21 protein-coding genes are annotated in these 23,801 nt (G+C 37.0%); 16 read left to right on the forward strand and 5 right to left on the reverse strand.

The window, feature by feature from the left end; all coding sequences use genetic code 11:
- Window positions 1-3 precede the first annotated feature (3 nt).
- Window positions 4-2,448, reverse strand: a complete 2,445-nt coding sequence (locus CW736_RS11145; RefSeq protein WP_101015125.1) for a zinc-dependent metalloprotease — start codon at window positions 2,446-2,448, stop codon at window positions 4-6.
- Window positions 2,449-2,833: 385 nt separating this feature from the next.
- Here CW736_RS11145 and CW736_RS14135 point away from each other — a divergent pair, with 385 nt between their 5' ends.
- From CW736_RS14135 to CW736_RS11190, 10 genes are all read left to right on the forward strand, one after another.
- Window positions 2,834-2,998, forward strand: a complete 165-nt coding sequence (locus CW736_RS14135) for a hypothetical protein (protein WP_157810936.1) — start codon at window positions 2,834-2,836, stop codon at window positions 2,996-2,998.
- Window positions 2,999-3,009: 11 nt separating this feature from the next.
- A complete protein-coding gene (locus tag CW736_RS11150) occupies window positions 3,010-5,211 on the forward strand; it encodes a RelA/SpoT family protein (RefSeq protein WP_101014022.1) in 2,202 nt (733 codons plus the stop codon).
- A 9-nt stretch (window positions 5,212-5,220) separates the two neighbouring features.
- On the forward strand, window positions 5,221-5,685 hold the full coding sequence (locus CW736_RS11155) for a Fur family transcriptional regulator (protein WP_101014024.1): 465 nt from the start codon (window positions 5,221-5,223) through the stop codon (window positions 5,683-5,685).
- Between the two features lie 2 nt (window positions 5,686-5,687).
- The gene (locus CW736_RS11160) at window positions 5,688-6,959 is read left to right on the forward strand and encodes an adenylosuccinate synthase (RefSeq protein WP_101014027.1); all 1,272 of its coding nucleotides are present in this window, start codon (window positions 5,688-5,690) and stop codon (window positions 6,957-6,959) included.
- A 69-nt stretch (window positions 6,960-7,028) separates the two neighbouring features.
- On the forward strand, window positions 7,029-7,988 hold the full coding sequence (locus CW736_RS11165; protein ID WP_101014029.1) for a DUF368 domain-containing protein: 960 nt from the start codon (window positions 7,029-7,031) through the stop codon (window positions 7,986-7,988).
- Window positions 7,989-9,008 (forward strand): DUF368 domain-containing protein, encoded by a 1,020-nt coding sequence (locus CW736_RS11170; protein WP_101014031.1) that lies wholly within the window; start codon window positions 7,989-7,991, stop codon window positions 9,006-9,008.
- Complete coding sequence (locus tag CW736_RS11175) at window positions 8,983-9,774, forward strand: shikimate dehydrogenase family protein (RefSeq protein ID WP_101014034.1); 792 nt, start codon at window positions 8,983-8,985, stop codon at window positions 9,772-9,774. Before CW736_RS11170 ends, CW736_RS11175 begins: the two co-directional genes overlap by 26 nt.
- Before the next feature lie 65 nt (window positions 9,775-9,839).
- On the forward strand, window positions 9,840-11,993 hold the full coding sequence (locus CW736_RS11180; RefSeq protein ID WP_101014036.1) for a DUF349 domain-containing protein: 2,154 nt from the start codon (window positions 9,840-9,842) through the stop codon (window positions 11,991-11,993).
- Window positions 11,994-12,072: 79 nt separating this feature from the next.
- Window positions 12,073-12,774: a hypothetical protein gene (locus CW736_RS11185; RefSeq protein WP_101014039.1), complete on the forward strand. Its 702-nt coding sequence runs from the start codon at window positions 12,073-12,075 to the stop codon at window positions 12,772-12,774.
- A gap of 127 nt (window positions 12,775-12,901) precedes the next feature.
- On the forward strand, window positions 12,902-13,417 hold the full coding sequence (locus CW736_RS11190) for a CIA30 family protein (RefSeq protein ID WP_101014041.1): 516 nt from the start codon (window positions 12,902-12,904) through the stop codon (window positions 13,415-13,417).
- 76 nt (window positions 13,418-13,493) lie between these two features.
- On the opposite strand, the gene CW736_RS11195 is transcribed toward CW736_RS11190, so the two are convergent.
- From CW736_RS11195 to pfkA, 3 genes are all read right to left on the reverse strand, one after another.
- Window positions 13,494-14,357: an N-acetylglucosamine kinase gene (locus CW736_RS11195; RefSeq protein ID WP_101014044.1), complete on the reverse strand. Its 864-nt coding sequence runs from the start codon at window positions 14,355-14,357 to the stop codon at window positions 13,494-13,496.
- A 69-nt stretch (window positions 14,358-14,426) separates the two neighbouring features.
- Window positions 14,427-15,431 carry a type I glyceraldehyde-3-phosphate dehydrogenase gene (gene gap, locus CW736_RS11200; protein ID WP_101014046.1) on the reverse strand — a complete coding sequence of 335 codons (1,005 nt, stop codon included), beginning with the start codon at window positions 15,429-15,431 and terminating at the stop codon, window positions 14,427-14,429.
- Window positions 15,432-15,546: 115 nt separating this feature from the next.
- A complete protein-coding gene (gene pfkA / locus CW736_RS11205) occupies window positions 15,547-16,533 on the reverse strand; it encodes a 6-phosphofructokinase (RefSeq protein ID WP_101014049.1) in 987 nt (328 codons plus the stop codon).
- Between the two features lie 116 nt (window positions 16,534-16,649).
- On the opposite strand from pfkA, the gene CW736_RS11210 reads away from it, so the two are divergent.
- On the forward strand, window positions 16,650-18,392 hold the full coding sequence (locus CW736_RS11210; RefSeq protein WP_101014051.1) for a sodium:solute symporter family protein: 1,743 nt from the start codon (window positions 16,650-16,652) through the stop codon (window positions 18,390-18,392).
- A gap of 112 nt (window positions 18,393-18,504) precedes the next feature.
- Here CW736_RS11210 and CW736_RS11215 read toward each other — a convergent pair whose 3' ends face one another.
- A complete protein-coding gene (locus CW736_RS11215) occupies window positions 18,505-19,146 on the reverse strand; it encodes a protein-L-isoaspartate(D-aspartate) O-methyltransferase (RefSeq protein ID WP_101014053.1) in 642 nt (213 codons plus the stop codon).
- Window positions 19,147-19,294: 148 nt separating this feature from the next.
- On the opposite strand from CW736_RS11215, the gene CW736_RS11220 reads away from it, so the two are divergent.
- The 5 genes from CW736_RS11220 to CW736_RS11240 are packed head-to-tail and all read left to right on the forward strand — an operon-like array spanning window position 19,295 to window position 23,766.
- Window positions 19,295-20,263 carry a Gfo/Idh/MocA family protein gene (locus tag CW736_RS11220; protein ID WP_101014055.1) on the forward strand — a complete coding sequence of 323 codons (969 nt, stop codon included), beginning with the start codon at window positions 19,295-19,297 and terminating at the stop codon, window positions 20,261-20,263.
- 58 nt (window positions 20,264-20,321) lie between these two features.
- On the forward strand, window positions 20,322-21,209 hold the full coding sequence (locus CW736_RS11225) for a 3-hydroxyacyl-CoA dehydrogenase family protein (RefSeq protein WP_101014057.1): 888 nt from the start codon (window positions 20,322-20,324) through the stop codon (window positions 21,207-21,209).
- A 32-nt stretch (window positions 21,210-21,241) separates the two neighbouring features.
- A complete protein-coding gene (locus tag CW736_RS11230; RefSeq protein WP_101014060.1) occupies window positions 21,242-21,850 on the forward strand; it encodes a hypothetical protein in 609 nt (202 codons plus the stop codon).
- 24 nt (window positions 21,851-21,874) lie between these two features.
- The gene (locus CW736_RS11235; RefSeq protein WP_101014063.1) at window positions 21,875-23,092 is read left to right on the forward strand and encodes a DUF1015 domain-containing protein; all 1,218 of its coding nucleotides are present in this window, start codon (window positions 21,875-21,877) and stop codon (window positions 23,090-23,092) included.
- A 2-nt stretch (window positions 23,093-23,094) separates the two neighbouring features.
- Window positions 23,095-23,766 carry a YggS family pyridoxal phosphate-dependent enzyme gene (locus CW736_RS11240; RefSeq protein ID WP_101014065.1) on the forward strand — a complete coding sequence of 224 codons (672 nt, stop codon included), beginning with the start codon at window positions 23,095-23,097 and terminating at the stop codon, window positions 23,764-23,766.
- Window positions 23,767-23,801 lie beyond the last annotated feature (35 nt).

The raw sequence follows: 23,801 nt of genomic DNA on the forward strand, positions 1-23,801 counted from the left end.
TGCTTATCGCGGATTTAAAACGATATCTACTCTTGCTAGCAAGTCCGCGTAGTGATATTGATCTACTTTATTAGTAGTCGCGTTTCTTTTACTGCGCAAGATGTATTGCAAGCTGTTCAATTGCCCTCTCACCAATGCTCTAACGTCACTTTGAGCAACGTTATAATCACTACGTGAAGGATCTGTTGTCATCAGGTACTGCAGTCGGTCTACGTAAGCTCTTTGTAAGTTTCTTTTGTAGATATCTACATCTGATCTAGAAAACATAGCTTTTTGCAAGTCTTGTAATAAGTCTATTGCCGCATAATAATCGGTATCAACCGTTTCTGAATTGATCAATCTACCGATGCGATCAAAGCTTAATAAGCTATTTAAGTGGCGCGTCTGTACCGATCTTAAAACTTCAAAATAACCGTCTGGATTAATGTTTTGAAGGATTTGCTTATCGACCAACCAAGTAGGAGTATCCAATACATTTTCTTGAATCCACGCTACAGATTCTTTTTGTGTTTTTTTATCTACCGAACTGTAAATAGTACCTGACTGTAAAGGTTTCTTAAGATTCTCGTTGACCCCACCTACATTAGTCACCACATGACCTACATACCTAGAATATACTCCTAAAAGCTCTCCGTATAACTCTTCAAGATCGTCGTAATTGTTAGTTTGATCTGAGGTCCATTCTGGTAAATTTTTTGCGACATATTTCAGGTTTTTAATTCCATAAGTACTGGCTTTTATTGGGTCATTACCTATTGCTTCAGTCTGTGATTGAGGATCAAATCTACTGCTCTGACGGCCAAATTTAAATTTAGGATCGCCAGATTTTTCCATAATCCAGTCATTCAAGGTTTTTGTTTCTTGCTCTGGAGAAGTAGCGTTAGGAATCACTCGATAGCCCCAGTTAGTCGCATAGTGATCATAAGGTCCCATCTGGCGCACAAATCTGATGTTTTCATCACCTGGTTGTGCAATATAATTGTATCGTGCATAATCCATTAGACTTGCAGCTATACCATTCTTTTGAGTAAAATCTCCATCTCTATAATCTTCAACATCATACGCATAACTAGCTGCCATGTTATGAGGGAAACCAAGGGCATGACCAACTTCATGAGCAATTACTTGACGCATCATCTCTCCTATTTCTTCTGCATTGGTATTTAAGGTTCTCGCGCTAGGGTTTGCTGCTCCAGTTTCTAATAAGTACCTGTTTCTATACGACCTCAAATGATTGTGGTACCAAATGATATCACTTTCTATAATTTCTCCACTTCGGGGGTCGCTGACTGACGGTCCCACTGCATTGCGAGTGGTACTTGCCACATAACGCACTACAGAATAACGAATGTCTTCTGGACTAAACTCTGGGTCTTCCTCTGGTGTAGGCGCATCCCTTGCGATGATTGCATTTTTAAATCCTGCTGTTTCAAATGGCTTTTGCCAGTCCTCAATACCTTGTTTGATATATTCCTTGAGACTTTCTGGTGTTCCTAGATCTAAGTAATAGATGATAGGCTTCACTGGTTCTACCAACTCCCCTCTTGCATAGGCTTCTGGATCCTTAGGCTCCAATCTCCACCGGCGTATATAGGTCTTCTGATCTGCCTTTAAGGCTGCACTAGAATAATCGATTTGATCCACCGTAAAGAAACCAACTCTAGGGTCGTATAATCTAGGTTGCATAGGTTCTTTAGGAAGAAGAATCATGGATTGATTCATCTGTAAACTTATAGAACCCACAGAGCCGTTAGAAGGTGGTTGAGCAGCTGTGTAAGTAAAATCTTGTTTGACCTCTATATTTTCTGGAAAAGATTTTACCGAATTGATAAAACTTCTGTCTTTATCTAAGTTACGTACCTTATACTCACTTCTTAATCTTGGACTCAAACCACTTATAGAAGGAACATCTGTACTGAAGAATTTAGTGACATCAATAAGCGTTGCCGTAGAATCGGCATCAAAAGCTAGGATGTCAAAAGCATATAAAATAGGCTCGTAATTATTGACTTTTACAGAACTATTAATCGCTGCATTCTCATCAAGGGCTACTTCTGAATACGATTTTACTTTCAATAAAATTTTATCTTGAAAACGCTCCCATGAAACCACTTGCTGATTGGTTTTACTACCTGCGTTCATGTAGCCACCACCTAAATTAGATGGAATTTGAGCGATACGACTTACCCATAACATATCTTTTTTCAACAAGTTGTTAGGTATCTCATAGAAAAAGTCCTCTCCTACTTGATGGGTTTTAAAAAGACCTTCGTCCGTGAGGGCTTCACTTGTGATGACTGTATCATAAGATTTGAATTTTGATTTTTTCTTGCTGCTTTTTGCTGCAGCTTCTTTACTAGCTTCAGCCACTGCTTTTTGAGTTGTTTTACAACTACTCAATAATAAAGTCATTGCTATGACTAGGGTGGCGAGGATTATTTTTTTCATTTCTAAAGGGATCATTTAAATTCAGGAACAAAATAGGACATAATTACCACCTTTTATTTCAGATGTAAAAAGCTTAACAAAACTCTAAGAAATAAGTTGCTCAGCTTTTAGCTCGAGTAAACGACTCGATTTGATCAACAGTTTAAAGGTTTAATCGGTTTTCTGCGGTCAAAATGAAAATATTTTGTTGTCCTATTATTCCTTTTTAAAAGCCTTCAAAAAAAAGTACTCCCATTGATATGTGAGGCACTTGTATCTCATCCAGAAATGAATATGGCCTAGAAAAGAGGTTGAAAAACCCTGCCTTGAAGTAAACCTTTTGAGAAGGAACCATTAAAGAATTATTTTAAGATATTCTGAAAACAGTATAAAACAAAACTGTTGTATGGCTACATTGTTGGTTAGCAGTTATCTAATTCTGATTTTTGCAAATAAACTACCTTATAGAGTTTGCGATGAAGTTAGTTGCTGTTCCGCTTTCGCGAAAGCGTGTAAAAAATACCTCTCTAGAAAACATAAAATAATTGCTCATATCCTTAAAGTAGCTTAACTTTACTTTATATGACTGATGTCGAGATCAAAGAAGAAAATAAGCAGATAGCTAGAGGTTATAAAGATCTTTTAAAGATAAGTTATCAAATGCTTAACGATGAAGATAAAAAGCTGATTAGAAAGGCTTTTGACATCGCGGTAGAGGCACATGCTCCACAGCGTAGGAAGTCTGGGGAGGCTTATATTTTCCATCCCATAGCCGTAGCAAAAATAGTAGCTAAGCAAATAGGCTTAGACGCAACAGCCATAGCTGCAGCATTGTTACACGATGTTGTAGAAGATACACAATACACACTTTCAGACATAGAACAACTTTTTGGGGAAACTATTGCTCGCATAGTAGACGGTCTGACAAAGATTGCCCATCTTAAAAAGGATGCTGATATCTCGCAACAGGCAGAGAATTTCCGTAAAATGTTATTGACGCTTAATGATGACATTCGGGTGATCATTATCAAAATAGCAGACCGTTTGCACAACATGCAGACAATGGATAGCATGCCCGACTATAAGCAAGTTAAAATAGCTAGTGAAACCCTTTATATCTATGCTCCCATTGCACATAGGTTAGGACTTTATAACATCAAGACAGAACTGGAAGATTTAGGTTTAAAGTACACAGAACCTGAAGTTTTTGAAGATATCCAGCAATCCATTATTGAAAGTAAAGAAGAGCAAAAAGAGTATATAAAGAATTTTAGTGGTGTTATCGATGAGAGTTTAAAAAGTGAAGGACTGGAATACCGTATTTCTGGTAGGCCTAAATCTGTTTTTTCTATACGTCGCAAGATGCTCAAACAAGGGGTGACTTTTGATGAAGTCTATGACAAGTTTGCCGTGCGCATCATTTTTAGAAGTGATCGCGCCAATGAGAAGTTTCTAGCTTGGAAAATATACTCGGTGGTTACCGACCACTTTACACCTAATCCGGTGCGCCTTAGAGACTGGATCAGTTCACCCAAATCCACTGGTTATGAAGCTTTACACATCACCGTAATGGGACCTGATGGAAGATGGGTAGAAGTACAAATACGATCAGAACGCATGCATGAAATAGCCGAAAAAGGTTATGCGGCGCATTATAAATACAAACAAGGAAGTAAAGAAGACGGTCTAGAAGAATGGTTGAATAGGTTGCAAGAAGCACTGGAAAACCAGGATGGAAGTGCCGTAGACTTTGTAGAGCAATTTAAACTTAACCTCTACAGTAAGGAGATTTTTGTCTTTACTCCTGCTGGCGAATTAAAATCCTTACCAAAAGGGTCTACACCTCTAGATTTTGCTTTTTCTATTCACACTGAAGTAGGTTTACATACCCGCGGTGCAAGAGTTAATGGTAAATTAGTGCCGTTATCCCATGAATTAAAAAGTGGTGATCAGGTAGATATTATTACATCGGAGAATCAAAAGCCTACTAAAAACTGGCTGGATTATGCAACCACAGCAAGAGCGCGAGCCAAAATAAAAAGTGCCTTAAAAGAAGATCAAAAAATTGTAGCCTCAGACGGTAAAGAAATCCTATTAAGAAAGTTAAAGTCTCAAAAAATTCCTCTGGATGAGACCAGCGTGAATCAAATGGTTAACTTTTTTAAATTAAAAACGAGTCATGATCTTTTCTTTAGAGTAGGAAATGGAACGATAGATAACAAAGCTATCAAGGAATATGCTAACAGTCGCAGTAATGCACTGTACTCCTTTATAAAGAGTAAAATGCGCAAGCCTAAAGAGAATCCTGATTTACACAAAGAAGAAGTCACTGAGAATTTTGACGCGTTAGTATTCGGCAAAGAAGGAACCAGCCTAGATTATACACTTTCTAAATGTTGTAATCCTATTCCTGGAGATGCTGTTTTTGGATTTACAACTGTAAGCGAAGGTATTAAGGTTCATAAAAGCAACTGTCCCAATGCTATAAGTCTTCAAAGTAAATTTGCCTACCGAATTATAAGTGCTAAATGGATAGATTCTACGCAACGAGAATACAAAGCAGAGATAAAGTTAACAGGTATTGACAGGATGGGGCTGGTACAAGAAATTACTGGACTTATTTCAGAAAATATGCATGTAAACATCAGGAACATTTCCTTTAATAGTAATCATGGAGTTTTTACAGGAGAGATTACAGTAGTGGTGCCTCATAAAAACTTACTTACTTCACTGATTCAAAACCTAAATAAAATAAGTGGTATCGATAAGGTAACCAGATTTTAATATATTTATATGAGTAAAATTATCAACACTCTTGAAAAAGAACAAGAAACAGTAAGGGATGTATTCACCCAATTTTTGAGTGACAACAAGCATCGCAAGACACCTGAGCGCTATGCTATTCTAGACGAAATTTATGCCAGTGAAGATCACTTTGACGTAGAGTCCCTATATATAAAAATGAAGGAACAAAACTACCGTGTAAGCCGCGCTACGCTTTATAATACCATAGAATTATTACTGGAATGTAAACTGGTTAGAAGACATCAATTTGGTCAAAATCAATCGCATTATGAGAAGTCTTATTTTGATAGACAGCACGATCATTTGATCCTGACCGATAACCACGAAGTGATCGAATTTTGTGACCCGAGAATTGAGTCGATAAAAAAAACAATTGAAGAGGTGTTTGATGTGACAATTACCAATCATTCTTTATACTTTTACGGAGTTAAAAACACAACTGAAAAACAGTAACAATGGCAGTAGATTTATTGCTCGGCCTTCAATGGGGTGACGAGGGAAAAGGAAAGATCGTAGACGTATTAACCTCTAAATATGACATCATCGCTAGATTTCAAGGTGGACCTAATGCAGGTCACACATTAGAATTTGACGGTATAAAACATGTTTTAAGAACGATTCCCTCTGGAATTTTTCATGAGAAATCAATGAACGTTATTGGTAACGGTGTCGTTATAGATCCTGTAGTTTTTATACAAGAGCTGGAAGGCCTAAAACAATTTGATATTGATTTCAAGAGCAAATTGATCCTTTCTAGAAAAGCACATGTTATATTACCTACACACCGTTTGCTTGATGCTGCTTCTGAGGCTTCCAAAGGAAAAGCAAAAATAGGCTCTACTCTTAAGGGAATAGGTCCTACGTATATGGATAAAACGGGTCGCAACGGTATCCGATTAGGTGATCTAGAGTTAAACTCTTGGAAAGAAAAATACAGAGCTCTTGCTAATAAGCATGAAGAATTGATTGCTTTTCATAATGTTGATATACAGTACAACCTTCAAGAAATGGAGGATGAATTCTTTAAAGCGGTAGAACTTTTAAAGGAACTTACCTTTATAGATTCTGAAGAATATTTACAACAAGCACAAAAAGACGGGAAAACTATTCTTGCAGAAGGTGCTCAAGGGTCTTTACTAGATATTGATTTTGGAACTTATCCTTTTGTAACTTCTTCCAATACAACTGCAGCTGGTGCGTGTACTGGTCTAGGAGTTGCTCCAGGTCAGATAGGAGAAGTATATGGTATCTTTAAAGCCTACACGACTCGCGTAGGAAGTGGTCCTTTTCCAACTGAACTTTTTGATGAAGTAGGTGCTAAAATGGCCAAAGTAGGTCATGAATTTGGTGCGGTGACAGGTAGACCACGTAGATGTGGATGGTTGGATCTTGTCGCACTTAAATACACCTGTCAAGTCAATGGAGTAACACAACTCATGATGATGAAAGGTGATGTGCTTTCTGGTTTTGACGAATTAAAAGTCTGTACTGCTTATACTTATAAAGGAAAGCAAATTACTCACTTGCCTTATAATATTGAGCCTGAAAACGTAACACCGGTTTATTCTGTATTTAAATGCTGGAAAGAAGATCTTACTAAAATGAGAGAACCTTCTCAATTCCCTAAAGAATTAAATGCCTATATAGACTTTCTAGAAAAGGAATTAGAAATACCTATCAAGGTTGTAAGCGTAGGTCCAGACAGAACACAGACTATTCACAGATAATATCACTATTGTATACGGTCCCATTTTAAATCCCAAGCTAACACTTGGGATTTCATTTTAAAAAAAAATATGTCAGTAAAAAGATATCTAACTATCGCTACTAAAGGGCTTCTCATGGGAGCCGCTGATGTCGTTCCCGGAGTTTCTGGAGGTACTATTGCTTTTATTACTGGGATTTATGAAGAATTGATCAAAACAATTGATGGCATTGACTTTCAATTATTTAAAGATCTATTTAAAATAGGCTTTAAAAAGACCATTGCTAAATACAATCTAGGTTTCCTGCTCGCACTTCTTACAGGAATTGCGATAAGCATACTTAGTCTTTCTAAATTACTTACCTATTTATTGCAACATCATTCTGTTTTGCTTTGGTCGTTCTTTTTTGGCTTGGTGCTGGCTAGCGTGTTGTATATAGCTAAGCAAATTTCTTCTTGGAACACAGGAGTAATTATCGCTATTATAATAGGTACCGTCATCTCCTATTTTGTCACTATTGCCGAGCCATTAGGTTCGCCAGATAGCTGGTGGTATATCATCTTCTCCGGTTTCATCGCTATTATCGCCATGATTTTACCTGGAGTTTCTGGCGCTTTTTTATTATTGCTATTAGGAAGTTATAAAACAGTTTTAGGTTCTATATCTGGATTATTAGAAGCTGTTATTGCCGGAGAATGGAGTCAGGCATTTGATTATTTTATAAATTTATTCCTTTTTGCTATAGGTTGTATCCTTGGACTTAAAGTATTTTCAAGACTTCTTACCTGGCTTTTTGAGCATCAAAAAAACCTAACTTTAGCATTGCTCACTGGTTTTATGATTGGTTCTTTAAACAAATTATGGCCGTGGAAAGAGGTGCTCAAGTACCGAATAGACAGCCATGGAGAAGAAGTTCCTTTTTTAGAGAAAAGCATCTCTCCTATTTCATTTGAGGGTGATCCACAGATATTATACGTAATTTCCCTTACACTAATTGGGTTTATAATGATTCTTGTTTTAGAAAAATGGGCTAACAAAAAAACAGTGTAATTGGGACAAGCTACGAGAAATTTCACCGATAAACTTTTCCTGGTTCTTAAAGGAATAGCCATGGGGACCGCAAATAAGGTTCCCGGTATCAGCGGTGGTGTCGTAGCTTATGTAGGTGGATTCTACGAAGAGTTCATTTACTCCTTACAAAAACTCAACCTTAAAGCTTTAAAGTTGCTTCTTACAGGGAGGTTTGGTGTGTTTTTTGATTATATCAATGGGAGGTTTTTGTCCTTACTTATTTTAGGTGAAGCACTCAGTTATTTTACCGTAAGCAAAGGCTTTGATTTACTGATAGAGTACTACCCTATTTTAGTTTGGGCCACCTTTTTTGGAATGATATTAGGCTCTATTTACTACATCTCTATCAATTATGGAGAATGGACTCGTAGGAATGTATTGCTCTTAATCACCGGTATTCTTATAGGAGTTGGCACTTCCCTACTGGATCCTGCAAGACAAAACACCAATTTAATTTTTGTTTTCTTTTGTGGGATGGTCAGTGTTTCTGGGATGACATTACCTGGGTTAAGTGGTAGTTTTATTTTGATATTACTAGGTAATTACGTTTTGTTATTGGTAGACAGTATCAACGCGTTTTTTGACACCATGGTAGCGATTTTACAAGGTGATTTTTCCTGGTGGTTGGATCCTGAACGAATGGAGATGCTCGGCATTCTCGCTTCATTTGTACTGGGTTCCATTGTAGGTTTAATAAGTCTTTCTCACCTATTAGGCTGGACTATTAAACATTACCGCAATGAAACTAATGCGATGATTATAGGTTTTATAACCGGTTCACTTGGTGTGGTATGGCCGTGGAAAAAAGAAGTATATCAGTTGACCGATGCTGGTAAAATTGCTATTGATGCCTCTGGAAAGAAAATTTTAGAAAATTACAGCCGTTATTGGCCTGAAATTAATGACACTCACACTTGGACTGCCTTCTTGATGATCGTCTTAGGAGTTTTAAGTGTTTATTTATTAGATCGTTATGGAAAATATCAAAATACCATCTAGTGTTTTTGGCTTGGTAGGAAAACGTTTGGATTATAGTTTTTCTCGCGCTTATTTTTCTGAGAAATTTGAAAAACTGAAACTCTCTGATCACGAGTATAGAAACTATGAAATGAGCAGGGATTTTTTGCTATCCCGCTTTCGCGAAAGCGTCACCTACGACAAAGAATCTCGCACTACAAATGGTAAAAATGAGATCGTTAGGGGGCTTAATGTGACCATTCCTTATAAACAGGACATGCTGCAAGTGGTAGATGAATTGAGTGAAGAAGCTAAAATCATAGGTGCTGTAAATACCATTGTTATTGAAGATAATGTCTGGACAGGTCACAATACCGATTGCTATGGGTTTGGCAAAAGTCTAAAACCCTTCTTACCTATCCATAAAAATGCTCTTATATTAGGGACTGGTGGCGCATCAAAAGCTGTGGCTTACACATTAGAAGCACTTCAAATCCCTTACCTATTTGTGAGTAGAAATCCCCAAGACGAGTTTAGTATAGATTATAAATCACTTACTAAAGAAGTAATGGAAATGGTGAGTCTTATCATCAATACAACACCTCTAGGCGTCGTTCCAGATGTGGCATTGCGTCCGGATATTCCTTATGAGTATCTCAATTCTTCTCATGTTCTTTATGACCTGGTATACAACCCTTCCTTGACCATGTTTATGAAGCTAGGACAGCAAAAAGGCGCCAAAGGTATCAATGGTTATCAAATGTTAGTGCATCAAGCAGAAAAGGCTTGGGAACTTTGGAATAAGTAAACTGCCATAGAATTGTGGTTGATGAAGAAACTATTTATCTTGCAAGTCCTATTAAAACATAGATAATGGAAAAGAATGACAACCTGCAAGACGCAGACGGAAACTCACCAGAAATGGATCAAAAGAAATTAGAGGCACTAGATGCTTTAGAAAACGCTATGGTAGATGAAGCTGCTTTACCTAAACAAGCGGCTGAAGGTCAGGAGACTACTGACAGTGATGACGCGAGTACAGAACCCGTAAAAGACGGTTCTAATAAAGGATTAGGAAATCTAGAAGATGCTTCCACGACTCATGAAGATGCCATCCTAGAAGAAAAGAAAACGGTAGAGAAAGCTGTTGATACCATTGTAGAAGTGGATGAGGATGAGGACGATAACGAGCCGGAAGACGATAGTGTAAAGGAAATTGAAGAAAAAGATTATGATTCCATGGAAATGCCAGCTCTGATAGTAGAGTTGAGACATTTAATGCAGGAATATCCTATCAATAGTTTTAGGTCACAGGCTGAGGACATCAAAAAAGCCTTTGAAACTGCAGATGCTGACGCCAAGAAAGAGGCTCAAGAAAAATTCAAAGAGGAAAACCCACCTAGTGATGATGCTCTTGCTCCTCAATTTGAATATAAAAATCAGCAGGCAACAGAGTTTTATGACTTGCATTCCTTATATAGAAAACAAAAAGGACAATTTCAAAGAGATAAACGCAAACAGCAAGAAGTAAATCTTGAAAAGCGTCGAGAAATTATAGAAGGGATCAAACTACTGATCAATCAAGAGGAAAATATAGGAACTACATTTAAGAAGTTTCACTCCCTTCAAGAGGAATGGAAAGCAACCGGTAACATACCTCACGATGCCTACAACATTACTTGGGAAGATTACCGCCTAGCAACTCAAAATTTTTATGATTACATAGATCTTAGTAAAGAACTGAGAGATAAGGATTTTGAACGTAATCTTGAATTTAGAAAGAAAATCATCGCTCGTGCGATAGAATTAGGTAACGAAGAAAACATACATAAAGCACTGAGAGAATTACAGGAACTTCACCGCATGTGGAAGGAAGACTCTGGACCAGTAGCAAAAGAAGAGCGCGATCCTATTTGGGACGAATTTAGTGCAGCGACAAAAGTCATTCATGATAAGCGCCAAGCTTATTACGATGAACGTGATAAAATGAGCGCACACCACCAACTGGTAAAGGAAAATATAGTTGCAGAGATCGCAAAAATAACGGCAAAAGGCGCTAAGAACCACAGAGAATGGCAAGATAGATTAGAAGAAATAAACGTCTTAAGAGAGTTGTTTACTTCTACTGGCCCTGCTCCTAAAGCTGTTAATAATGAATTGTGGAATCAGTTTAGAGCTAGAACTAGAGAATTCAATAAAGTCAAAAACGATTTCTACAAAGGTCTTAAAAAAGAACAACAAGATAATCTAGATGCAAAAATGAAGTTGATCGCTATTGCTGAAGAGCATCAAGACAACGAGAATTTTGCTGAAGGACTGCAGATCATGAAACGCATACAGGCAGAATGGAAGCAAATAGGTCATGTGCCTAGGAAAGATAGCGATAAGATCTGGAAACGCTTTCAAAAGGCTTGTAATGCATTCTTTGAAAAGAAGACGGCACAGAAAAATGAAGATAGTAAGGAAGAAGTAGATAATTTTGAAGCTAAGATGCAAGTTTACGATGCTTTAAAAGAAATGATTCCTCAGGATGATAAAGCAAGCATGCTAGCTGAAGTAGAAAAACATATGGCAGCTTGGGCAAGCATAGGTCGTGTGCCTTATAGCAAACGCATGATCCAAGATAAATTTGAAAAATTACTCCATGCAAAATTAAAAGCAGCGGGCTTAAGTGCAGTGGATGCTGAAATGTTGAAATATCAAAACAAATTAGCAAGCTTAAAGAATGGTGATGTTCAAGATTTCAAAAATGAACGTTTCTATCTAAAGAAAAGACGCGATGAGATCCAAGATGAAGTGAGACAATTGGATAATAACCTTCAATTTATCAACGCTAAAGATGATAAGAATCCATTTTTAGTGCAACAAAGAAAGAATATTGCTGAGTTGACTAAGGAATTAGATGTGATCAAAGAAAAGCAAAAGCAATTAAATATCCTGCAACGACAAATTAAAAAGGAAGAAGAGGAAGCCGATGCAGAAAGTGTTGCCTCCATTGAAGGAGAAACTTCCGAAGCTATAGAATAATATTTTCTAATTTTATTTTAATAAAGCGCTGATTTACTTCAGCGCTTTTTTTAGCTTTAGAAATAAATACCCACTACAAATGTTTACATACTTACAAAAACTTTTAGGAAAACCTATAAAATACTACGAGATGTTGATGCAAAGCAAATCGGAGCATGCTACAATAACTCAAAAAGATAGGGATAGGCTTTATGAACAATTAAAAACACATGAATTAAACGCAATAGTATATACTGAAAAAAGGGAGGTATATAACATTTTATTACCCAACTATGTCAATGAAATTCCCGTAAATAAAAAGGGAGAACCAATGTTATTTAAGGGTAGTTTTATTCTTAACAATCAACTGTTAACTCTTTTTGTCGATGATAAACTACCATTTAACGATAGCACAAGTTGTCGCTTAATTGTAAATAACATCGACGAATGGTGCGTACCCATAAAAGAAATAATAGAAAAACAAGAAAATATTTCATGTAGGAGTTTACCTATATGGGAGGAGGTCATACATAGGTTTCCCTCTATACATAAATTGATTGTTTCCATAAATAAAAAGCATCCATGGACGCTATATAAAGAAACAACTGAGTTTATGAAACAAACTGATTACTCCATATACTTAGGTGGTTACCCTCAATGGAGAATTAATGACATCGATTTTAGAAAACTAAAAGGCCTAAACTTTTTGATGGAATACCGTAAAAGCGATAAAAGTTTCTCTATTTATTTTTTTATAAATAAGACTACAAAAACGATCGAGTTTTTTAAACAAATGAGTTAAAAAGTAACTTTAGTTAATTATAATAAAAACCACTATAAAGTAATTCATGACTTTATGCTTGTTTAAACTTGTTTCCTTTGCTATTATTGATTGCGACTAATTTTTATTTTGACAAACCCCCTTAAAAATGAAAAAAGCAATTACATTAATACCAACTGAAATAACCTTCGGGATACATCAATATCGTTACCGCTGGCTTCCTTTAGATGATAAAGTAACTGGTGGAGAATCTACCAGTAAATTGGAACTTCATCACAACCGTATTACCTATAGTGGCATCATAAAAAATATCAACAACTCTGCCTGGAGCTGTATGAGATCTAATAAAATAAATCAAGATTTAAGCACACATACTCTTGTAGAAATAAAATTGAAAACAGATGGGCGTCCCTATGCTTTTGAAATGGAATATAATGAAGGATGGCAAAATGAAAAATTAAGCTTTATGATTCATACATTGCCTTATCGTTGGACTACAGTACAACTTCCAATAGCTGAATTTAAACATATGAAATTTAGGCAAATACTAGATAAGGAGTTAGAAAAAAATGTTTTAAGTCATATTTTAAGGTATAGCTTTCATGTGGCCGAGGAAATAACAGGTCCTTTTCAACTAGAAGTAGAATACATTAAATTTCTTTAAGAGTTGTGAAGATTTGATCATAAAAAAGCCGCTTCATTTGATTGAAACGGCTTTTTATCTGTTTATTTATCAAGTACTAATGGCTTGATTTTATTTTTTTGATATGATAATCAACCAAACCTTCGATCGGTCTACGAACTATATTACCTACCTCATAACCAAACTCTGCAGCAACTTGTTTAATTCTTGCCTGTGCAAAATGAGCAATGCTACCTACAAAATGAACTTCATGAGACTTGATCTCTTCTCTAAATTGTAAAATCATATTACGAGAAAATTTACGCAAGCCTTTTCTCAAGAGTTTTTTGATATAACGCTCTTCTAAGTTTTGAAAAATAAATTCCGCATGTTTTGCTAAATATGCATTAGGATTAGGTTGCTTATAAAGATTAAACTTTATGAAATCTGGATCCATATTGTATAAGGCTTCAAACTTGGTCATTAAATCCTTAGGCATGTTTTTAAAACCGTAATCTCTTAGTAGATTCTTTCCGTACCAGTTACCACTTGCCTCGTCCATAAGAGTATAACCTAGAGAAACTACACGTTGCTCAATATTTACTCCATCAGAGAAGCAGCAATTAGATCCTGTCCCTAATATACAAACTACACCTGGATGATCTCCCACCGCAGCATATACCGCAGCAGCAGTATCTTCTTTAACAACTACCTCACTGTTAATAAAATACGCTTTCAGTAAATTTTCTAAAGCTATCCTAGGATCTTCTGTACCACAACCCGCTCCATAGAAAAACACTTGGTTTACTTGGTTTTTGTGTGCTACTAGATCTTCACTTTCCACAAGGCGCTCTAACAGTTGGTCACTTGAAAGAATAGCAGGATTCATTCCGCGAGTACGTGTTTTAAATAATTGTTTGCCGTTATTATCTAGCGCTATCCAATCAGACTTGGTAGAGCCACTATCTGCAATTAGAATCATAATGTTACATTGAGTTTAGTATATAAAAAAAGAGCTGTGATTTAAGAGATCACAGCTCTTTTTTATAATTTATAAAGAGTTAACCTTTTCTGCAAGGTCAACTAGCTTGCTAGAGTAACCAAACTCATTATCATACCAGCTTACCAATTTAAAGAATGTAGAATTCAATTCAATGGCAGCGCCAGCATCATAGATACTCGTGCGAGCATCACCTACAAAATCCTGAGAAACAACCGCTTCATCTGTATATCCTACCACACCTTTCATAGCACCTATAGAGGCTTTCTTAAAAGCAGCATTGATCTCTTCAAGGTTCGTTTCCTTTTCTAACTTTACCGTTAAATCTACAACAGATACATCTACTGTAGGAACACGGAAAGCCATTCCTGTCAATTTACCTTTCAAGGAAGGAATTACCTTAGTCACTGCCACAGCAGCTCCTGTAGTCGCAGGGATGATATTATTCATGGCACTACGCCCTAAACGGTAGTTTTTCTTACTTGGAGCATCAACAGTTTGTTGAGTTGCCGTAGTTGCATGTACCGTAGTCATTAATGCTTCTTTGATACCAAAGTTGTCATTAAGAACTTTTGCCATAGGTGCAAGACAGTTAGTCGTACAAGATGCATTGGAAACAATTGTATGTGCTGCGGTTAATTCTGAATCGTTCACACCCATTACAAACATAGGAGCTGTTTTAGATGGAGCAGAAATTACTACTTTCTTAGCACCAGCATCAATATGCGCTTGTGCATTGTCAAGTTCTGTAAAGATTCCTGTACAATCTGCAACTACGTCTACGTCTACTTCGTTCCATTTTAGATTTTTTGGATCGCGCTCACTAGTCACACGAACTTCAACACCATCAATGATTAAGTTCCCATCTTTGATCTCGATCGTACCGCCATAACGTCCATGGACAGAGTCATATTCTAATAAATATGCTAATTGCTCTACATCTACCAAGTCATTGATAGCTACAACTTCAACATTTTCTCTCTTTAATGTAGCTCTAAAAACTATACGACCTATACGTCCAAATCCGTTTATTCCTAATCTCAATTTTTCACTCATCTTTAAATTATTTAAATTATAAAATTCTTTTTAAAAGATTCATTAAGTAGCATAGCCAGCTAATGAACTTATTTGCTTCCCCCATTTTAAACAGTTGGTTCTGTTAATATTTTTATTAAGTAGTCATGATATCACTTACGCGTATCAATTCATTATCGATATCTGTCTTGCCTTTTACCGCTTGATCAATAGGACAAAGTACCATTTGAGTATCTCTTATTCCCACCATATAATTTGTTTTTCCTTCTAGCAGACTTTCTACTGCTTTCACGCCCATGCGACTGGCGAGTACTCGATCAAAACAGGATGGAGATCCACCGCGTTGCATATGACCTAAGACAGAAACGCGCACCTCATATTCTGGTAAATTGGCTTCTACATAGTCCTTAAGTTCAAAAACATTATCGCCTGTTTTATCTCCTTCGGCCACCACCACTATACTCGATGATTTTCCTGAAAGTCTCGATCTCTTTAAACTTTCAATCAATCGCTCTTTTCCTAAATTCTCTTCAGGAATTAAGATTTCTTCTGCTCCTGCTCCTACTCCAGCGTTTAATGCAATATTCCCTACATCTCGTCCCATTACTTCCACAAAGAACAAACGGTCATGGGAACTTGCGGTATCCCTTATTTTATCAATTGCTTCCACTACAGTATTTAAAGCCGTATCGTAACCTAGTGTATAAGAAGTTCCATAGATATCATTATCTATTGTTCCAGGGATTCCCATCATTGGAAAACCAAATTCTTCAGAAAAGATCATGGCACCTGTAAAACTTCCGTCTCCACCTATTACTACGATCGCGTCAAGTCCTTTTTGTTTCGCTTTCGCGAAAGCGGTTTCACGACCCTCCTTAGTCCTAAAATCTTTAGATCGCGCACTTTTAAGAATAGTACCACCCTTATTAATGATGTTATTAACGCTACGAGCGTCCATTTCTTCAAAGTCGCCTTCTATTAAACCTTGGTAACCTCTATAGATCCCAACGCATTCAATTTTATGGTACGCACAGGTTCGTACAACCGATCTGATGGCCGCATTCATTCCAGGAGAATCACCTCCAGAAGTCATCACACCTATTTTTTTAATCTTTGTGTTCATTGAATTTTTGATAAAATCTGCGCTAATCTATTAAAGTTTTGTGAGTGAACGTAGTGAATTATTCTATATTTAGCTTTTTAAGATAATTCAAACGTTATCGTTAATAACTTTTATTCATGAAATTAGAATTCATAGACATTTGCATCATTCTCGCCTTCTTTTTGATATCTCTTGCTATAGGAATTATCGTCTCAAAAAGGAGTTCCAAAGACAGTTCTTCCTTTTATCTTTCAGGAAGAAATATGCCTTGGTGGCTGCTCGGTGTTTCTATGGTTGCTACTACTTTTGCAGCAGATACCCCTAATCTAGTTGCTGGACTCGTAAGAGCAGACGGTGTCTCTGGGAATTGGGTCTGGTGGGCATTTTTACTTACCGGAATGCTTACGGTGTTTTTTTATGCGCGTTTATGGCGTCGCAGCGGTATCACTACAGATCTTGAGTTTTACGAGATGCGTTACAGCGGGAAAAGCGCTGCATTTTTACGAGGCTTTAGAGCTATTTATTTAGGAGTCGTCTTTAATATCATTATAATGGGAACCGTTTGCCTTGCCGCTATTAAAATAGGACATGTTATGTTTGGTTTTAGTGCTGCTACTACGCTCACCTACGCCTCTATAGTTACACTTGCCTATTCCCTACTCGGAGGACTCAAAGGGGTTCTTATCACTGATTTTGTTCAATTCATTATCGCTATGGTAGGTTCTATCTGGGCAACATGGTATATTCTTGATCTCCCACAAATCAACGGTATGGCAAATTTGATTACACATCCTAATGTACAAGGTAAATTAAATTTATTCCCAGACTTCTCTAATACAGATATGATGATGGGAATATTCATTGTTCCGATAGCTGTGCAATGGTGGAGTACTTGGTATCCTGGAGCTGAGCCTGGTGGCGGTGGGTATATCGCTCAACGTATGCTGGCAGCTAAGGATGAAAAAAATGCCACTTGGGCAGTGCTGTTTTTTAATCTCGCACATTATGCCTTACGCCCTTGGCCGTGGATCATTATAGGACTGGCTTCTCTAATTATTTACCCCAATCTTGAATCTCTAGCAGTAGCATTTCCTAATCTCGACCCTAGCTTTATAAAAGACGATTTGAGTTATCCTGCGATGCTGACCTTTTTACCCGCTGGATTATTAGGACTGGTAGTAACATCTTTAGTAGCCGCATTTATGAGCACCATTTCAACACATTTGAATTGGGGCTCTAGTTATGTGGTAAACGATTTTTATGCGCGTTTTATTAATAAAAATGCCAGTGAAAAACAAAAAATCATCACTGGACGCCTTTCCATGGTCCTTATGATGGTGCTTGCCGCAATGCTTTCCTTTGTATTAGAGGAAGCTAAATTTGCCTTTGACCTGATCATACAAATAGGTGCGGGATCTGGGTTGTTATTTATTCTAAGGTGGTTTTGGTACCGCATCAATCCGTGGTCTGAAATTACTGCAATGGGGGTTTCCTTTAGTATGGCAGTATTATTCTTTATCAATTCCAGTACAGAATTAGGCTTAACAAACGAGTTGTTTGGAGAACTCCAAAGTTGGGAAATGATATGTATCAATGTATTCATTACCAGTATAGCCTGGCTGACAGTGACCTTCCTTACGGAGAAAAGCAATCAAAAAACCATCGATAATTTTCATGCTGCTATCTTCGGCAAAGAATCAAAGTTCCACAACTTCCAGTTCAAGACACTGGGCTTTCTTCTAGGAGTTATGGGAGTTTACAGTTTGTTATTTGCCACTGGTAAATTGCTTTATGGTCAGATGGAAATAGGTTTTGGATTACTGGTTATTTTTATAGCTTGTACTTCGGGAATTGTAGCGATGAGGAAGAAACTTTTTTAGCATACTAGGTGCTTGATAGTAAGCACTTTTAAATAAGGGATGTGAATTCCTTAGATCATTATTTTATGGATCTAAGGAATAATTATGTTTTTAAACCTTCTAGGTGCTATTTTTAATTCTTCCCACCTAAAAAAGGCACAAAACGAAACTCGCCAAAGGTTTCCTTAGAGAAATCGGTAGCACTCTCTCGTATTATCAAGGTCATGATTTGTGGATCACTACCTACGGGAATGACCAGCCTGCCTCCTATTTTGATTTGGCTTAACAAGGTTTGAGGTATTTCTATTGCCCCACAAGTAACAATAATGGAATCAAAAGGCGCTTCTTCTGGAAGGCCTTTATACCCGTCTCCAAAAACATATTTCTTAGGTCTGTAGTTCAGCTTTCCAAAAAGCAAACTCGTCTTTTTATACAGCTCGTTTTGACGCTCAATCGTGTATACCTGTGCTTTCATTTCTAGTAAAACAGCACATTGGTAACCACTTCCCGTTCCTATCTCCAATACTTTGTGCCCAGGTTTCAATTGGAGTAACTGACTTTGAAAGGCCACGGTATAAGGATGCGAGATGGTCTGGTCTGCTCCTATAGGAAAGGCTTTGTTTTGATAAGCGTGTTCTAAGAAAGAACTGTCTAGAAATAAATGTCTAGGCACTTGATTCATAGCTCCTAGAACTGACTCATCGCTGATGCCTTTTGAACGCATCATCTCCACCAGTTGGCGGCGTTTTCCTTTATGTATGTAGTTGTCTTTGATAAATTCAAAAATAGCCTCAAGACATCGATAAACCGCTTATTATTCTTATCTTTTTTCAACAAAATAGCTTGGATAAAACCTTAGAAGATTCCTGTTGCTAACGATTATTTAACGATCATTTCCCTATTTTTACAAAAATGCAATTACTATGCTTAAAGCTGGAGTTCTCGGTGCTGGTCACCTAGGTAAAATTCACCTTAAATTATTACAACAAAGCGAGCGTTACGAATTGGTAGGTTTTTACGATGCAAATCCTGAATACGCTGCCCAAATTGAAGCCGATTTAGGGTATACCTATTATTCTGACGTGGACCAACTCATCGCTGCTTGCGATATGATCGACGTGGTCACTCCTACTTCTTATCATCATGCGAGTGGTGTAAAAGTATTAGAAGCTGGAAAGCACCTCTTTGTTGAAAAACCCATTACCGTAACTGTTGAAGAAGCTGAGGAATTGATCTCGCTTTCGCGAAAGCATCATTTAAAGGGTCAAGTAGGACAAGTAGAACGTTTTAACCCAGCATTTAAATCTGTGGCAGACCGTTTTGATAATCCGATGTTTATAGAAACGCACCGCTTAGCAGAGTTTAACCCACGAGGAACGGATGTCAGTGTAGTCTTGGATTTAATGATTCACGATATAGACGCTATTTTGAGCGTTGTAAAAAGCAAAGTGAAAAGTGTGAGTGCAAGCGGAGTTTCCGTAATTTCTGAAACACCAGATATCGCCAATGCACGTATCGAATTTGAAAACGGTTGTGTGGCAAATCTTACCGCGAGTCGCATCAGTTTGAAAACCATGCGTAAAGCACGTTTCTTTCAGAAAGACGCTTACATCTCTGTAGATTTCTTAACTAAAAAGGTAGAAGTAGTACGTATGAAGGATGCTCCAGAGGTTCCAGGAGATTTTGACATGATCCTACAAAATGCAGAAGGAATCAAAAAACAAATATATTTTGACAACCCAGATATAGCAGATAACAATGCCATTCTAGACGAACTAGAAACCTTTGCAGATGCTATAGAAAATGACACCAGACCCATCGTAAATCTAGAAGACGGAACTGCCGCGCTAGATGTGGCTTTAAGGATCATAAAAGAATTTAGATCCCTTTAAATAGAGAATAACAAAAATTGAATCCGCATCAAGTCGGAAAATCATACATAACAGAACTATGAAAAACGTAACCGTTATAGGAGCAGGAACCATGGGAAATGGTATTGCACACACATTTGCACAATCAGGATTTAAGGTATCTCTTGTAGATAGATCCCAAGAATCTATTGATAAAGGTTTAGGTATTATTGCCAAAAACTTAGATCGTATGATTGCAAAGGAGCGCATTACAGAAGCTGACAAAGAAGCTACTTTAAGCAATATTACTTCTTTTACAGACCTAAAGGAAGGAGTTTCAAAAGCAGATCTAGTGGTAGAAGCAGCAACAGAAAACCTGAGCTTAAAATTACAAATATTTGGAGATTTGGATCAATTTGCCCCGGCAGATTGTATACTGTCCACCAACACCTCTTCTATTTCCATTACCCAAATTGGTGCAGCCACTCAACGACCAGATAAAGTTATAGGGATGCACTTTATGAATCCTGTGCCTATCATGAAACTGGTAGAAATCATCAGAGGTTACTCTACTAGTGATGAAGTGACCACCACCATTATGTACCTTTCAAAGCAATTGGGTAAAACACCTACTGAGGTAAATGATTACCCTGGTTTTGTAGCTAACCGTATTTTAATGCCGATGATTAACGAAGCTATAGAGACTTTGTTCAACGGTGTTGCTGGTGTAGAAGAAATTGATACCGTAATGAAATTGGGAATGGCGCATCCTATGGGACCCTTACAACTGGCCGACTTTATAGGACTAGACGTATGTTTAAGCATCCTTAATGTCATGCACGATGGGTTTAAAAACCCTAAATATGCACCATGTCCTTTATTAGTCAACATGGTTATGGCTGGTAAAAAAGGTGTGAAATCTGGAGAAGGATTTTATGATTACAGCGAGTCTAGAAAAGCTGAGAAAGTGAGTGCTAGTTTTAAATAAAACGAGTCTCAAAATACCTAACAACATAAATTATGAAATCTAAGGTAACACTGCTACTGTACTTGTTGACAATTTCTTTTACTTATGGACAGTATGAATGGACGCCTGGCAAGATTTTATTACAAAATAGCGATACCATTCATGGTGAGATAAAGCTTAAGCGTTCAATTTATGATTCCTCTAGTGAAAAAGTTGAATATAGAGCTACTTGGGATTCTGAAAAATTGACTTATGGCAAATATTTGGTCAAAGAAATTTCATTTGAACCGAAAGGATTCGATACCGTTAATTATAGGTACATAAATGTTAATACAAATCAACAAATCTTAGTGAGAATAATAACTTCTGGTGAAGTAATGTTATATGCCAGGTATAACGGTAGGAACGGATTAGAGACCTATGGTGGAAATTATTGGCAATATGATTTTGACGATTATAATGAATTCTATGTAAAACATAAAGATAAAAAAGTAGCTGAACTTATAATAGGCTTTGGGGTTTTAGAATCCTTTAAAAAGAGATCATTGAATTATTTTAAAGAATGCACAAGTGTAGTTACGGATATTAAGGATAGATTCTATAGAAAACGAGACATACAGTTTATCGTTGAAGATTATAATTATTGTATCTCAAATAAATAATTAGGAGTTACAAAAAACAACTAAATGCCTAAGATAAAACCATTTAAAGGAGTACGAGCTGCAACAGATATAGCTGCACATGTCATCACGCGTTCCTATCAGGATTACGGTAAAAAGGAACTCAAAGCTCAGCTCAAATACAACCCCTATAGCTTTTTACATATCTTAAATCCTGGTTATAAATTCCAACAAGAGATTACTGGAACAGATCGATTCAAACTGGTAAGAAATAGATTTCTAGAATTTAAGGAAGAAGCTTACTTAGTACAAGAAAAGCAACCTGCTTTTTATGTGTATGAAAATACAGACCCACATCATTCTTATACGGGTATTATTGCTGGAACAAGTACTCAAGACTACCAAGACAATAAGATTAAAAAACATGAGGATACCTTAAGCCTTAAAGAGACTCTATTTAAAGACTACCTCAAGGCAGTAGGTTTTAACGCAGAGCCGGTCTTACTAACATATAAGGACCAGCCAGCTATTAACGAGATCATACAACAAGTCAAGACAAATTTGCCGGATCAGCATTTTTCAACTACCGATTTCAATTCGCATAAAATTTGGGCGGTTACCGACCCAGAATTGATCCAGTCTATAGAAAGTCAGTTTAAAGAAATCCCAGAACTTTATATTGCAGACGGCCACCATCGCAGTGCAAGCTCCAGTTTGCTTTCTCAAGAAATGGAAGGCCAGCAAGACAGCTATCATTATTTTATGAGTCTGCTTATTGCCGAGAGTCAGCTTCGTATATATGAATTTAACAGGCAGGTAACTGATTTAAACGGACTGAGTAAACAGGATTTTTTGATACAACTCGATCAGCATTTTAGAATTCAGAATCACGGTAATGAATTGTACAAGCCCTCTAAGAAACATCATTTCAGCATGTATTTAGATGGAGATTTTTACAGTCTTTATTTACGTAAGAGTTTATATAAAATCACGACTCCTTTGCAGGACTTGGACACCCAAATGTTGTATGAGTTGGTTTTAAAACCAATTTTAGGCATTGAAGATTTACGTACTAATGATAGGATCAAGTACAGTTATGGGAAACACGATATGGTTCATATCAAAGAACGCGTGGATAAAAAGGAGATTGAAGTAGGTTTTGGTCTATTTCCAGCGACTGTAGAACAAATGAAATCCATTGCTGACGCAGAACTGAGAATGCCTCCTAAAAGCACCTTTATACGTCCCAAACTGCCTAGTGGTTTGATAATTTATGAATTTTAGAAATGAGCACAATTAAAGAATCACTGTTACGCTTTCGCGAAAGCGTAGAACCACAAGCCACTCTCGTAGCTGTCAGTAAAACAAAACCTATAAGCGATCTTCAAGAAGCTTATGAGGCTGGCCAGCGACATTTAGGCGAGAATAAAATTCAGGAGATGTCTGAAAAGTGGGAAGCACTTCCTAAAGATATTCACTGGCATATGATAGGGCACACACAGCGCAACAAAGTGAAGTACATGGCGCCCTATGTGCATTTGATACACAGTGTGGATTCTCCGAGATTGTTGAAGGAAATCAATAAACAAGCAAAAAATAACGATCGAGTGATCAATTGTTTGTTGCAAATACATATTGCACAAGAAGATTCTAAATTTGGCTTTGATGAGCAAGAATTAATCGCTTTACTCAACGATCAAGCTTTTAAGGAGTACGAGCATGTGCAAATTAAAGGACTTATGGGAATGGCCACTTTTACAGAAAACAAAGATCAGGTAAGAGAAGAGTTTAAAACACTTGCTGATATGTTTAAAAAAATACAAAAAGAAGAATTGTTGTCTTCCAGACACGATTTTACCGAATTATCCATGGGAATGACTGGGGATTATGAAATTGCGATGGAAGAAGGTTCTACGATGATACGTATAGGGAGCGCTATTTTCGGAAGTAGAAACTAAACTTGCAATTTATTTGAACAGAAGACTTCATTTTA

It is taken from the genome of Nonlabens sp. MB-3u-79 (assembly GCF_002831625.1).
In the GTDB taxonomy this organism is placed as follows: Bacteria; Bacteroidota; Bacteroidia; order Flavobacteriales; family Flavobacteriaceae; genus Nonlabens.